Annotated in this window: 10 protein-coding genes; 3 read left to right on the forward strand and 7 right to left on the reverse strand. The window is 66.8% G+C overall.

The genetic code is table 11. The annotated features are described in order from the left end of the window. Nucleotides 1-1,596, forward strand: coding sequence for a gamma-glutamyltransferase family protein (locus tag IED13_RS19725; protein WP_191125192.1), 1,596 nt, complete (start codon nucleotides 1-3; stop codon nucleotides 1,594-1,596). 151 nt (nucleotides 1,597-1,747) lie between these two features. Here the strand turns inward: IED13_RS19725 and IED13_RS19730 are convergent, their stop codons facing one another. The 5 genes from IED13_RS19730 to IED13_RS19750 all read right to left on the reverse strand — a co-directional run bounded on the left by IED13_RS19730 (nucleotide 1,748) and on the right by IED13_RS19750 (nucleotide 7,480). Continuing rightward, nucleotides 1,748-2,524, reverse strand: coding sequence for an ABC transporter permease (locus tag IED13_RS19730; RefSeq protein ID WP_191125193.1), 777 nt, complete (start codon nucleotides 2,522-2,524; stop codon nucleotides 1,748-1,750). A gap of 25 nt (nucleotides 2,525-2,549) precedes the next feature. Next, nucleotides 2,550-3,350: an ABC transporter ATP-binding protein gene (locus tag IED13_RS19735; RefSeq protein ID WP_191125194.1), complete on the reverse strand. Its 801-nt coding sequence runs from the start codon at nucleotides 3,348-3,350 to the stop codon at nucleotides 2,550-2,552. A gap of 210 nt (nucleotides 3,351-3,560) precedes the next feature. Further along, nucleotides 3,561-4,580, reverse strand: coding sequence for an ABC transporter substrate-binding protein (locus IED13_RS19740; RefSeq protein WP_191125195.1), 1,020 nt, complete (start codon nucleotides 4,578-4,580; stop codon nucleotides 3,561-3,563). Between the two features lie 188 nt (nucleotides 4,581-4,768). Next, the gene (locus IED13_RS19745; RefSeq protein WP_191125196.1) at nucleotides 4,769-6,181 is read right to left on the reverse strand and encodes an FAD-binding oxidoreductase; all 1,413 of its coding nucleotides are present in this window, start codon (nucleotides 6,179-6,181) and stop codon (nucleotides 4,769-4,771) included. 9 nt (nucleotides 6,182-6,190) lie between these two features. Beyond that, a complete protein-coding gene (locus IED13_RS19750) occupies nucleotides 6,191-7,480 on the reverse strand; it encodes a class I SAM-dependent RNA methyltransferase (protein WP_318652292.1) in 1,290 nt (429 codons plus the stop codon). Between the two features lie 89 nt (nucleotides 7,481-7,569). Here IED13_RS19750 and IED13_RS19755 point away from each other — a divergent pair, with 89 nt between their 5' ends. Then, on the forward strand, nucleotides 7,570-8,616 hold the full coding sequence (locus IED13_RS19755) for a cysteine synthase A (protein ID WP_191125198.1): 1,047 nt from the start codon (nucleotides 7,570-7,572) through the stop codon (nucleotides 8,614-8,616). 28 nt (nucleotides 8,617-8,644) lie between these two features. Here IED13_RS19755 and IED13_RS19760 read toward each other — a convergent pair whose 3' ends face one another. Continuing rightward, nucleotides 8,645-10,012: a dicarboxylate/amino acid:cation symporter gene (locus IED13_RS19760; protein WP_038361155.1), complete on the reverse strand. Its 1,368-nt coding sequence runs from the start codon at nucleotides 10,010-10,012 to the stop codon at nucleotides 8,645-8,647. Nucleotides 10,013-10,299: 287 nt separating this feature from the next. On the opposite strand from IED13_RS19760, the gene corA reads away from it, so the two are divergent. Then, nucleotides 10,300-11,358, forward strand: coding sequence for a magnesium/cobalt transporter CorA (corA, locus tag IED13_RS19765; RefSeq protein ID WP_191125199.1), 1,059 nt, complete (start codon nucleotides 10,300-10,302; stop codon nucleotides 11,356-11,358). Nucleotides 11,359-11,370: 12 nt separating this feature from the next. Here corA and IED13_RS19770 read toward each other — a convergent pair whose 3' ends face one another. After that, nucleotides 11,371-12,360 (reverse strand): magnesium transporter CorA family protein, encoded by a 990-nt coding sequence (locus tag IED13_RS19770; RefSeq protein ID WP_038361150.1) that lies wholly within the window; start codon nucleotides 12,358-12,360, stop codon nucleotides 11,371-11,373. Nucleotides 12,361-12,551: the final 191 nt, after the last annotated feature.

Raw genomic sequence — 12,551 nt, forward strand, 5'->3', positions numbered from 1 at the left:
ATGCACGGCCGCCGCCCCACCATGACCTCCCGCCACGGCATGGTCGCCGCCGCACATCCGCTCGCAGCCCAGGCCGGGGCCCGGCTGCTGGCCCAGGGCGGCAACGCCTTCGACGCCGCCGCAGCCACAGCCGCGGCGCTCAATGTCGTCGAACCCTTCATGTCCTGCCTCGCCGGCATGGGCTTCGCGACGCTGTGGGTCGCAGCCGAGCAGCGGGTGCGGGTGCTCGATTTCGTGCCGCCGATCCCGGCGAGCTTCCCGGTCGAGCGCTTCAGCAAGCGCTCCGATCTCGAACGCGGCGCCCTCTCGGTCGCCGCGCCCGGCAACCTCGCCGGCTGGTGCGAGCTGGTGAAGACCTATGGCCGCAAATCGCTGCCGGAGATCTTCGCACCGGCGATCGCGCTCGCCCGGGACGGTTTCGCTCTCGCCGAATTCGGCGCGGCGGAGTTCGAGGAGAACGACCCGCTTCTGAAGACATACCCGGCGCTTTATCCGGCCTGGTCGAAGAACTACCAGCCCGATGGCGCCCTGCATCTCGGCTCGCTGCTGGTCCAATCCGATCTCGCCCGGACGCTGAGCGAGATCGCGGAAAAGGGACCGGATCACTTCTACCGCGGCACGCTCGGCGAGACGATCGTGGCCCATCTGCAGGGGCTCGGCGGCTCGATGACGATGGCCGACCTTGCGGCGGTGAAGACGGTGTGGCGCGAGCCGCTGGCCGCGAGCTTCAAAGGGCTGTCGGTGCATGTGCCGCCGCCGCCCTGCGAAGGCTTCCAGTTCCTGCTGACGCTGCGCCTGCTCGAAGGTCTCGATCTCGCCTCGCTTCCCAGGGACGGCGCGGACCATCTCGACCTCGTCTATCGCGCGATCCGCCTCGCGGCGGGCGAGCGCATCGCCCACAACAATCCAAGCCCGGAGACGCTCGCCGAAATCCTGTCCGAGGCTTCCGTCGCGCGTTTGCGCCAGCGCCTCACCGACGGCAAGCCGGTGACGGGACCGACCGAGCAATGGACGCCGCAGGAGAAAGAGGATCCGGCGCATACCACCTCCTTCTCGATCGCCGACAACGAGGGCAACCTGATCTGCATCACGCAGAGCCTCGGCAGCCCGTTCGGCAGCGGCGTCGTGGTGCCCGGCACGGGGCTTTGCCTCAACAATTTCCTGTACTGGGCGGATGTGCAGACCGGCAGCCCGAACCGGGCCAAGCCCGGCGATGCGCTGGCCATGTGCATGTCGCCCTCGATCTCGACGCGCGACGGCAAGCCGGTGCTCGCACTCGGCACGCCCGGCAGCTACGGCATCATGCAGACGCAGGCGCAGGCCATGGTGCAGCATCTCGTCTTCGGGCTACCGCTGCAGGAGGCGATCGAGGCGCCGCGCGCCCGGCTCTGGGATGGACGCCTCGTCGAGATCGAGAACCGGATCGCGCCGGAGACCATCGCCGAACTCGTCCGGCGCGGCCATGATGCGAAGGCGTTCGATGTCGGCTGGACGATGCGCTGCGGCGGCATGCAGGCGGTCGCGGTCGATCCGGCGACCGGCGTGTTCACCGGCGCCGCCGATCCGCGCCGCGACGGCTACGTCGCGACACCGTAGGCGCCTGGAAGCTCCCGGCGAGTTCAGACGTCATCCCGGGCTTGAGCCGGGATCCATCGGAGACCGCTACGCTCTAAGATGGATCCCGGAGCGTCGCGGCTACGCCGCTTGTCCGGGATGACGGCGTGGCTCTCAGGGCAAACTGCCCGTTTTAACTCACGATCTCGGCGCGAAACGCCCAGCGGGTCATCCGCCGCTCGACCAGGGCGCAGAGCGCGTAGAGCGCCATGCCCATGATGGCGATGGAGAACAGGCCGGCGAAGGTCGTCGGCGCGTCGTTGCGCGCGCCGGCGGACAACATCAGGAAGCCGATGCCGCGATTGCCGCCCACCGTCTCCGACAGCACCGAGCCGACGAAGGCGAGCGTCACCGCCACCTTGAGGCTGGCGAAGAGATAGGGCATCGCGCGGGGCACGCCGACTTTGGTCAGGATCTCCCATTGGCTCGCGCCGAGCGAGCGCATCACGTCGCGCATCTCGGGCTCGATGGTGGCAAGCCCCGTGGCGACGTTCACGACGATGGGGAAGAAGGAGATGACGAAGGCGGTGATCACCGCCGGCAAGGCGCCGACGCCGACCCAGATCATCAGGATCGGCACGATCGCGACCTTCGGGATCGCGTTGAAGGCGATCAGCAGCGGGTAGAGCCCGGCATTGATGAAGGGCGATGCGCCAATGGCGAGGCCGAGCAGCAGGCCGAAGCCGATCGCCAGCGCGAAGCCGATGATCGTGGTCCAGAGCGTCTCCAGGCAGAAGCGCAGCAGGATGTCCCAACGCTGGACCATCGTCTCGAAGATCCGGCTCGGACGCGGGGCCAGGATTTCCGGCACGTCGAAGACGATGCAGGCCAGCTCCCAGAGCAGCAGCAGCCCCGCCATGGCGAGCCAGGGCATGGCGACGAGCAAAAGACGTTTCTGTCTCTCCGTCATGGTCTTTGTCCCGCCGGGGGCCGCATCACGCATGCTCCATGTGGATGCGCTCGCGCAGTTCGTGGACGATGTCGACGAACTCCACCGTGAAGGTCGTCTCCAGCGTGCGCGGACGCGGCAATTCGATCTTGCGGATCTTGACGATTTTACCGGGACGCCGGCTCATCACATAGACGGTGTCGGCGAGATAGACCGCCTCGCGCAGATCGTGCGTGACGAGCACCGCGGTGAAGCGGCGCTCCATCCAGAGCTTCTGCATCACGCTCCAGAGCTCTTCGCGGGTAAAGGCGTCGAGCGCACCGAAAGGCTCGTCGAGCATCAGGATATCCGGCTCGTGGACGAGCGCGCGGCAGAGACTCGAGCGCTGCTGCATGCCGCCGGACAACTGCCAGGGATATTTCTGGCCGAAACCGCCCAAGCCCACAGAAGCCAGCAGCGCCTCGACCCGCGCGACGTATTCGGCCTTGTTGGCGCGGAAGCGGCGCTTATGCGGCTCGACCACCTCCAGCGGCAGCAGGATGTTGTCGAGCGTGGTGCGCCAGGGCATCAGCGTCGGCGCCTGGAAGGCCATGCCGACGCCGCGGATCGGCCCCTTCACCACCTGCCCGTGCACGCGAACCTCGCCGCCGCTCGGCGGCAGCAGGCCGGTGACGAGCTTCATCAGGGTCGACTTGCCGCAGCCGGAAGGGCCGACCACGGCAATGAACTCGCCCTTGGCGATGGACAACGTCGCATCCTCCAGCGCCAGCATGCGCGCGGGGCCGCTGCCATAGGCGAGGCTGACCTGTCGCAGTTCGACGAGGGGCGGTTCCGAACTGTCAAGCATAGGCAGCGTCATCACCGGCAGGCGTGGGGAACCCCTCTCCCGGATGGGAGAGGGGCAGGGGTGAGGGACTGGGTCATCGTCGATACGACAAGGAGCGGCTGCGCCTTCTGCGGGAAAGGCGGGCCCTCATCCCTGCCCTTCTCCCACACGGGAGAAGGGTTCCCCGCATTCGTCATTCCGCTCATCGCTCTCTTCGGCACCCTTCAGGAATCAAGGCGCGACCATCCGCTCGGCCTTCGGCGGCAGGAACTTAGCCGTGAAGACCTTGTCCGGTTCCGGCGCCGCGGGCAGGCCGAAGGCTTCGGCCACGTCCTTGACCGAGCGGGCGAAGCGCGCCGGGTCGACATCGCCCATGCCGTTCTCCTTCACGTAAGGGGTCAGCACGTTCATCTTGAGCGACATGTCGAGGCGCTCGGCCTCAAGCTTCTCGTCGATCAGCGGGTCGCGCTTCTTGGCGGCGGCGATGCCGAGCGCCGGATTGGCGGCGACCTCCTTCCAGGCCTTGGCGGTGGCGCGCAGGAAGCCGGTCACGACCTCCGGCTTCGCGGCCAGCGCCGGCGAGACGATGATGCCGTTGCCGTACACATCCATCTTGTAGTCGGAGTAGTTGAACGAGACGACATCCTCGGCCTTCACGCCGCGCGCCTTCAGGTCGAGGATCGACGAGAAATAATGGCCGGAGATGAAGTCGACCGTGCCCTGCACCAGCGACTGCTCGCGCAGCTGCGGCGTCAGATTGACGTGCTGGACGCTTGCCGCGTCGATGCCGACCTTCTTGGCGAAGGCCGGAAACAGGCGGAAGGAGGCGTCGAAGACCGGGGCGCCGAGCTTCTTGCCGGCGAGATCGGCGGGTTTCGTGATCCCGCTCTTCTTCAGCGCGTGCACGCCGAAGGGCGGAAAGTCATAGGCCATGAAGACGCAGAGAATTTCCTTGCCGGCGTTCTTGGCGTTGTATTCGATCAGCGAGTTCACATCGGCGAAGCCGATATCGTAGGCGCCGGTCGCGACCCTCTGGACGGCGCCGGCCGAGCCCTGGCCGGGATCCATGGTCACGTCGAGCCCCTCGGCCTTGTAGTAGCCCTTGTCGAGTGCGACGAGGAAGGGCGAGGTCGGCCCCTGGAAGACCCAGTCGAGCGTGAACTTGACCGGCGTCTGGGCGATGGCGGGCGCTGCCGAGGCGAGCGCCAGGGCACAGCCGGCAGCGGCTGCGGCCAGCGCGCGGCGGGTCATCCCCCTGCCCTTCGCCGCCGCATTCTTCGAAACCCCACGCACCACGCCGATCATCTGAGCCGACCCCCGATTTTTGATTGTGCTTCAAAGGCTAGAGAGGGGCCCGAAAGCGGTCAATCAGGCGGGAAGGCCGTCCTGCCAGTTTTTTAGGCAGCCATGCAGGCAGGTGCGTCACTCTCGACCGCAGCTTACTTCGCGGCCAGCATCGCGCCCGGATTGAGCACGCCCCTGGGATCGAGCGTCTGCTTGATCGCGCGCATCAGGTCGAGCTCGACCGGGTCCTTCACGCCCGGCAGCAGGTCCCGCTTCAGGCGGCCGATGCCGTGCTCGGCCGAGATCGAGCCGTGCAGCTCCGTGACGATGGCGTGGACCGCCTCGTTCATCTCGCTCCAGCCGGCAAGATAGGCCGCCTTGTCGGCGCCGACCGGCTGACTGACGTTGAAATGGATGTTGCCGTCGCCGAGATGGCCGAAGGGCACCGGCCGGCAGCCCGGCACCATCGCCTCGACCACCGCGATGGCGCGCTTCAGGAACTCCGGCTGGGCATGGACCGGCACGGAAACGTCGTGTTTGATCGAGCCGCCCTCATAGGTCTGCACCTCCGACATCATCTCGCGCAGCTTCCAGAAATCGGCGCGCTGGGTCAGCGAACCCGCGAGCGCGGCATCGGTGACGATGCCCTTCTCCAGAGCATCGCCGAGGAAGGCCTCGACATGCTCGTCGAGCCCGGCAGCAGACTGGGCCGAGACCTCCATCAGCACATACCAGGGCGATGGTTCAGAGAGCGGGTCGCGCGTGCCGGAGGCGTGGCGCAGGACGAAATCGAGGCCGATGCGCGGCATCAGTTCGAAGGTGGTGAGCGTGCCGCCGGCGCCGGCCTTGGCGGCATTCAGCAGCGCGAGCGCCGCTTCCGGGTCCGGCACGGCGAGGAAGGCGGTGGCCCGCGCCGCCGGCAGCGGGAAGAGCTTCAGCACGGCCGCCGTGATGATGCCGAGCGTGCCCTCGGCGCCGATGAAGAGGTCCTTCAAATCGTAGCCGGTATTGTCCTTGCGGAGCTGGCGCAGGCCGTTCCAGATGCGGCCGTCGGGCAGCACGACTTCCAGGCCGAGACAGAGCTCGCGGGCATTGCCATAGGCCAGCACGGCGGTGCCGCCGGCATTGGTCGAGAGGTTGCCGCCGATGGTGCAGGAGCCTTCCGAGGCCAGCGAGAGCGGGAAGAGGCGTCCGGCCGCTTCCGCCGCATCCTGCGCCCGCTTCAGCGTGACGCCGGCTTCGACGATCATGGTGTCGCCATCGGTATCGACCGCGCGGACCTTGTCGAGACGCTGCAGCGAGAGGATGATCTCCCTGCCCTCGGCGATCGGGATCTGGCCGCCGACGAGACCGGTATTGCCACCTTGCGGCACCAATGTCGTGCCGGTTTCGGCTGCGAGCTTCACCAGTTCGGCGACCTCGGCCGTCGAGCCGGGGCGGACGATGCCTTGCGCCTTGCCGCGGAAGAGATCGCGCCATTCCTTGAGATAGGGCACCATGGCGTCGGCATCGGTGACGATGTTCTTCGCGCCGACGATGCCGGCCATGCGATCGAGAATTGCGCTCATCCTGAAGTCCTAGCCCTTCCTGCCGCGCCGGAACACGCCGACGAGCTCGACATGGGCGGAATAGCGGAACTGATCGACCGGCGTCACGCCTTCCAGCGCATATCCGCCCGCAACCAGCGTCGCAGCGTCGCGCGCGAAACTGCCGGCATCGCAGGAGACGTAGATCACGTCCCTGACCTTCGAGGCCGCCAGCCGCTTCGCCTGGGCCTCGGCGCCGGCACGCGGCGGGTCGAGCACGACGACGTCGAAACCGTTGAGCTCATGCTCCAGCAGCGGGCGGCGGAAGAGGTCGCGCGTCTCGGTCGCGATGGCTTTGAGCCCCGGCGTCGCGCCAAAACCTTTCGCCAGCGCCAGCATCGCGGCCTTGTCGCTCTCGACGGCGAGAACCTGCATGCGCTCGGCGATGCGGAAGCTGAAGGGGCCGCAGCCGGCGAAGAGATCGGCGGCGCGCTTGCCCTTGGGCAGAGCCGCCGTGACGAGATTCGCCAGCGTCTCCTCCCCCAGCACCGTCGCCTGCAGGAAGCCGCCGGGCGGCGGGGCGACGAGCGCCTTGCCCATATGCTGCAAGGGCGGACGGCGCTCGACGACGATCTCGCCATGGTTGGAGAGCCGGGCGAGGTCGAGCCGCTCGGCCAGTTGGGTCAAGGCAAGCCTGAGCTTGTCGCCGAGCGGTCCGTGGCCGCGCATATCGACGTCGAGCCCCGCTTCGGAGGCGGTGATCTGGATGTCGAGCGGCTTGTTCGCCCCGCCCATCCGGTTCGCCAACATCTGAGCGGCGGCTGGTGCCCGGTCGAGGCCCGGCGCCAACACCGGGCAGGCCTCGACGGGAACCAGATCGTGGCTGCGCGCCGCCATGAAGCCGACGACCATCGCCTCGCCCTGGCGGCGGGCATGGAAGGTGACGCGGCGACGCCCGGCGCCATGGGCGTCGACGAGATCGGCCACGGGCGCCTCGATGCCGGCGCGGCTCAGCGTGGTCACGACCTGCTGGCGCTTCCATTCGCGATAGAGACCGGGTGCCATGTGCTGCGCAGCACAGCCGCCGCAACGGGTAAAGAGCGGGCAGATCGCCGCGATGCGGGATTCGGAGGGCGCGATGATCTCGACGAGCTGGCCGCGATCGCCATCGACCACGGCGCGCACGGTCTCGCCCGGCAGCGCATAGGGAACGAAGATGCTGCCGGCGGGCGCCTGCACGATGCCATCGCCCTTCTGGCCGAGGCGATCGATGGTCAGGACTTCGTTCATCGCGAGGCGAGGCGAAGCATCCGGAGGCGGATTCGATCGGGCGGCGGGCATCGTGACAATCTCCGGCGCAGAGCCGGCCTGCTGATGACGGGAACGAGGCTTTCGCCTATCAGGTCAGGGACGAATTGGGAAATCCTGCCATGACTATCCGCGACGGCGTCATCGAAGCCATCGGCAATACCCCGCTCATCAAGCTCGAGCGCGCCTCGGCGGAAACCGGCTGCGCCATCCTCGGCAAGGCCGAGTTCATGAATCCCGGCCAATCGGTGAAGGACCGCGCCGCGCTCGCCATCATCCGCGACGCCGAGGCGAAAGGGCATCTGAAGCCCGGCGGCGTCATCGTCGAGGGCACGGCGGGCAATACCGGCATCGGCATCGCGCTGGTCGGCAACGCGCTGGGCTATCGCTCGGTCATCGTCATCCCGGAGACGCAGAGCCAGGAAAAGAAGGACATGCTGCGGCTCGCCGGCGCGACGTTGGTCGAGGTGCCGGCCGCGCCCTACGCCAACCCGAACAATTACGTGAAGGTCTCGGGCCGCCTCGCCGAGGAACTGGCGAAGAGCGAGCCCAACGGCGCGATCTGGGCCAACCAGTTCGACAATGTCGCGAACCGGCAGGGCCATCTCGACACCACCGGCCCGGAGATCTGGGAGCAGACGGCAGGCAAGGTCGACGGCTTCATCTGCGCGGTCGGTTCGGGCGGCACGCTCGCCGGCGTCGGCATGGCGCTGAAGGCTCGCAATCCGAAGGTGACGATCGGACTGGCCGATCCGATGGGCGCGGCGCTCTATTCCTATTACACCAGCGGCGTCCTCAAGTCTGAGGGCTCCTCGATCACCGAGGGCATCGGCCAGGGCCGGATCACCGCCAATCTGGTCGATGCACCCGTCGATGCCGCCTTCCAGATCCCGGATGCGGAGGCGGTGCAGATCGTCTTCGACCTGCTGGAGCATGAGGGGCTGTGCCTAGGCGGTTCATCGGGCATCAACGTCGCCGGTGCGATCCGGCTGGCGCAGCAGATGGGGCCGGGCCACACCATCGTGACGGTGCTCTGCGACTACGGCACGCGCTACCAGTCGAAGCTGTTCAACCCGGAGTTCCTGCGTTCGAAGAACCTGCCGGTTCCCGGCTGGCTCGAGCGCGACGGGTCGGCGCTGAAGCAGGTCGTCGCCAAGGTGATGGCCTGAGGCGGCAGCCGCCTCAGGCCCTTCGGCTTCACGCCGCCCGCGGCGTCGCGTCGATCGCGTCGATATCGCCGGCGCGGTCGTATTGCGCCTGGTCGAGCATGCCCTGGCGCTTGGCGACGAGGGTCGGCACCAACGCCTGGCCGGCGACGTTCACCGCCGTGCGGCCCATGTCGAGGATCGGGTCGATGGCGAGCAGCAGGCCGACACCCGCCAGCGGCAGGCCGAGCGTCGAAAGCGTCAGCGTCAGCATCACCGTCGCGCCGGTGAGACCGGCGGTCGCGGCCGAGCCGATCACCGAGACGAAGGCGATCAGGACATATTCCTGGATGCCGAGCGGCACGCCGTAGAACTGCGCGACGAAGATCGCGGAAATCGCAGGGTAGATCGCGGCGCAGCCGTCCATCTTGGTGGTCGCGCCGAGCGGCACGGCGAAGGCAGCGTATTCGCGGGGCACGCCGAGGCTCTTCTCGGTCACGGCCTCGGTCACCGGCAAGGTGCCGATCGAGGAACGCGAGACGAAGCCGAGCTGGATCGCCGGCCAGGCGCCAGCGAAAAAGCGCGCAGGCGAAAGCCCGTGCAGGACGAGCAAGGTCGGGTAGACGACGAGCAGGACGATGGCGAGGCCGAGATAGATCGCGAAGGCGTACCAGGAGAGCTGCTCCAGCGTCTGCCAGCCATATTGCGCCACGGCATTGCCGAGCAGGCCGACGGTGCCGATCGGCGTCAGCCGGATCACCCACCACAGGATCTTGCGGACGATCGCCAGGAACGACTCGTTCAGCGCGAGGAAGCTGTTGGCGCGCTCGCCGACCTTCAGCGCGGCGACGCCGACGACGATCGAGATCACCAGCAGTTGCAGCACGTTGAAGCCGAGGCGGGTGGTCGCCCCGCCACCGTCGACCCGCGTCGTCGCCTGCAAGCCGAGCATGTTGGCAGGCACGAGCCCCTTCAGGAAGTCGAGCCAGGAGCCGACCGTGCCCGGCGCCTTGGCGCTGGCGGCGACCACGCCGGCATTGATGCCGGGCTGGATCAGAAGGCCGAGCGCGATGCCGATCAACACCGCGATGAAAGCGGTGACGGCGAACCAGAGCAGAGTCTGCCAGACCAGCGCGGCTGCGTTGGAGAGCTGGCGCAGATTGCTGATCGAGGCGACGATCGCCGTGAAGATCAGCGGCGGCACCAGCGCTTGCAGCAATTGCACGAAGATCGAGCCCGTCGTCGCGAGCGTGGTCGTGAGCCAGTTGGGCTGTCCGGCCGCATCCGGGCCGATGTTGCGCGCGACCCAGCCGAGCGCGAGCCCGACCACCATCGCGGTCAAAACCTGGAAGCCGAAGTTGGAATAGAACGGCTTAGCGCCGGCAGCGGACGAACCGCTCCGGGATATCGATGTTGTCATGGCAAGAGCTCGTCAATCGCCGCAAATGGCTGAAGATACGCGCTATATATACGATCTGGCGCGATTTTCGCAAAAGCGGAGGCTTCCGTCTTTGGCCGCGCCGGCGGCAAAAATACTCTCCGGACTGGCGCAAAAAGAGAAAATGTATCCATTCGCGGCAAGAGCGTCGGCGACAAGCCCCCTCCGCCGCGAAGGCCGGAAATTCTTTTGCCGCAAAAATGATTTCCCCGAAGGTCGAAGCGTTCTAGCCTGCCCTAAGGTGATCCCGCGAAAGATGAGGTGATCGCATGACGGCTTCACAGGTCAGGTTCGCCGCCAGGACCGCGCCCGAACCCTCACCCTCCGTTGCCCCGGCCGAGCCGGGCCATCTCCATGCGGCCGGCGTCGTCGCCTCCAGCGTCTATGCCCATGGCGTGCGCGTCGCCGATGTCCCGGTCGAGGAAGCCGGCGAGTGGTCGCGCAAGGACGACCACGTTGTCTGGATCGGATTGCTGGAGCCCGACGCCGCCCTGCTTCACTGCGTCCAGCGGCAATTCAACCTGCATCCGCTCGCCGTCGAGGACGCGACCAACGCCCATCAGCGCCCGAAGCTCGAGCAATATGGCGACGCCCTCTTTGTGGTGGCACGCACCGCGCAATTGATCGAGGGACGCATCGCCTTCGGAGAGACGCATATCTTCCTCGGCCGCGGCTACATCGTCAGCGTCCGGCACGGCGCCTCGACCTCGTACACCTCGGTCCGGCAGCATTGGGAAACCTGCCCGACCTCGCTGGCGAAGGGCGAGGACTTCATCCTCTACGCCATCCTCGACTTCATCGTCGACAACTACATGCCAGTGCTCGAGGCCATCCATGACGAGGTCGAGGAAATCGAGGACAAGGTGCTGGCCAAGCCGATGGCGCGCTCGGACATCGAGCGGCTCTACATGCTCAGGCGCGACCTGCTGCGCCTGCGCAATGCGGTGGCGCCGCTGGTCGATGTCTGCCAGCGCCTGATGAACGGCACGGTGCCGCAGGTCCGGCCGACACTCGCGCCGATGTTCCGCGACGTGACCGACCATGTCCGCACCGTGCAGGAGAAGATCGACAGCCTGCGCGAGGTTTTGGCCTTCGCCTTCGAGGCGAGCCTGCTGGTCGGGCAGAGCCAGGAGAACGCGATCACCAAGCGGCTCGCCTCCTGGGCGGCGATCCTGGCCGTGCCGACCGCGGTCGCCGGCATCTACGGCATGAACTTCAAGAACATGCCGGAGCTGGAATTGCCCTATGGCTATTACGGCGTGCTGGTGGTGATCCTTGCCTCCTGCGCCGTGCTGTACTGGCGCTTCAAGCGCAATGGCTGGCTGTAGCCGGGCAGTCGCTCACAGCCACTTCTTCCAGCGGAAGAACAGATAGGGCAGCACCGCGAAGAGCACCATCGAGACCAGCGCCAGCGGATAGCCCCACTGCCAGTCGAGTTCCGGCATGGCCTTGAAGTTCATGCCGTAGATCGAGGCGATCAGCGTCGGCGGCATCAGCGCCACCGAGACGACCGAGAACAGCTTGATGATCTTGTTCTGCTCGATCGAGACGAGGCCGAGCGTCGCGTCGAGCATGAACTGGAGCTTGTTCGACAGGAAGGTCGCATGTTCCTCGATGGCCTGCACGTCGCGCACCGCCGAGCGCCATTCGGCGGAGAAGCCGGTCTGGGCCTTCTTCGGGCGCTTGTAGTTGGCCGAGAGGAAGAGCAGGACGCGCTCGACCGACATCATGCTCTCGCGGACATTCGAGATGATGTGCTCGTGCTGGCCGATCCGCTGGATCACCACCTGATAGACGCCCCCCTGCTCGACGTCCTGCGCCCGACCGGCGAAAATCCGGCGCGAGGCCATGTCGATCTTGTCGCCGACGCCGCGCAGCACCTCGGCCGCGCGGTCGACGATCGCCTCGATCAGCCCGTCGAGCACCGCCTCCGGCTGCTCGCCGCAGCCACCGGGCTTGGTCGCGCGGTTGAGGAAGATGTTGAAGGCGCCGGGCTCGTCATAGCGCACTGTCACCAGCGCCTTCTCGGTGAGGATGAAGGTGACGTCGGCCAGCTTGGGGACGATGGTTTCCGACTGGCAGATCACGCGCGCCGTCATGTAATGCGCGCCGTTCTCGGTATAGATGATCTCGGAGGGCTCGAGATCGTGCATCTCCTCCCGTGTCGGGATCGAGATGCCGAGATGTTCCTCGACGCGCTTGTCCTCCTCGGGCGTCGGGTTGAGCAGGTCGATCCAGACCGTATCGGCTGAAAAGATTTCTGCCGGCCCGAGCGTCGCCGAGCGCAGCTTGTCGCGCGAGTCGGGGCAGATGCCGTGGATCATCAGCATGGGCGCGAATCTCGATGCACGGTCAGGAGGGAAACCGGCAGGAACTCCGATCCGAGGCGGATGTCAAACCGATGACGGTCGGCGGAGCCTTCGGGCCCGCGCCCGAAAACCGGAAACTTAAAAGAGCGTCATTCTCGGGCGAAGCGAAGCGCCGACCCGAGAATCTCTTTTCAGGAAAGGCTCAGGAGCCT

Origin of the sequence: Allobosea spartocytisi (genome assembly GCF_014764685.1) — a bacterium.
Taxonomy (GTDB): domain Bacteria; phylum Pseudomonadota; class Alphaproteobacteria; order Rhizobiales; family Beijerinckiaceae; genus Allobosea; species Allobosea spartocytisi.

Bases quoted from the DNA above. Each gene is read 5' to 3' on its own strand.
- IED13_RS19725 (WP_191125192.1), top strand. From the start codon at position 1: ATGCACGGCCGCCGCCCCACCATGACCTCCCGCCACGGCATGGTCGCC.
- IED13_RS19730 (WP_191125193.1), bottom strand. From the start codon at position 2,524: ATGACGGAGAGACAGAAACGTCTTTTGCTCGTCGCCATGCCCTGGCTC.
- IED13_RS19735 (WP_191125194.1), bottom strand. From the start codon at position 3,350: ATGCTTGACAGTTCGGAACCGCCCCTCGTCGAACTGCGACAGGTCAGC.
- IED13_RS19740 (WP_191125195.1), bottom strand. From the start codon at position 4,580: ATGACCCGCCGCGCGCTGGCCGCAGCCGCTGCCGGCTGTGCCCTGGCG.
- IED13_RS19745 (WP_191125196.1), bottom strand. From the start codon at position 6,181: ATGAGCGCAATTCTCGATCGCATGGCCGGCATCGTCGGCGCGAAGAAC.
- IED13_RS19750 (WP_318652292.1), bottom strand. From the start codon at position 7,480: ATGCCCGCCGCCCGATCGAATCCGCCTCCGGATGCTTCGCCTCGCCTC.
- IED13_RS19755 (WP_191125198.1), top strand. From the start codon at position 7,570: ATGACTATCCGCGACGGCGTCATCGAAGCCATCGGCAATACCCCGCTC.
- IED13_RS19760 (WP_038361155.1), bottom strand. From the start codon at position 10,012: ATGACAACATCGATATCCCGGAGCGGTTCGTCCGCTGCCGGCGCTAAG.
- corA (WP_191125199.1), top strand. From the start codon at position 10,300: ATGACGGCTTCACAGGTCAGGTTCGCCGCCAGGACCGCGCCCGAACCC.
- IED13_RS19770 (WP_038361150.1), bottom strand. From the start codon at position 12,360: ATGCTGATGATCCACGGCATCTGCCCCGACTCGCGCGACAAGCTGCGC.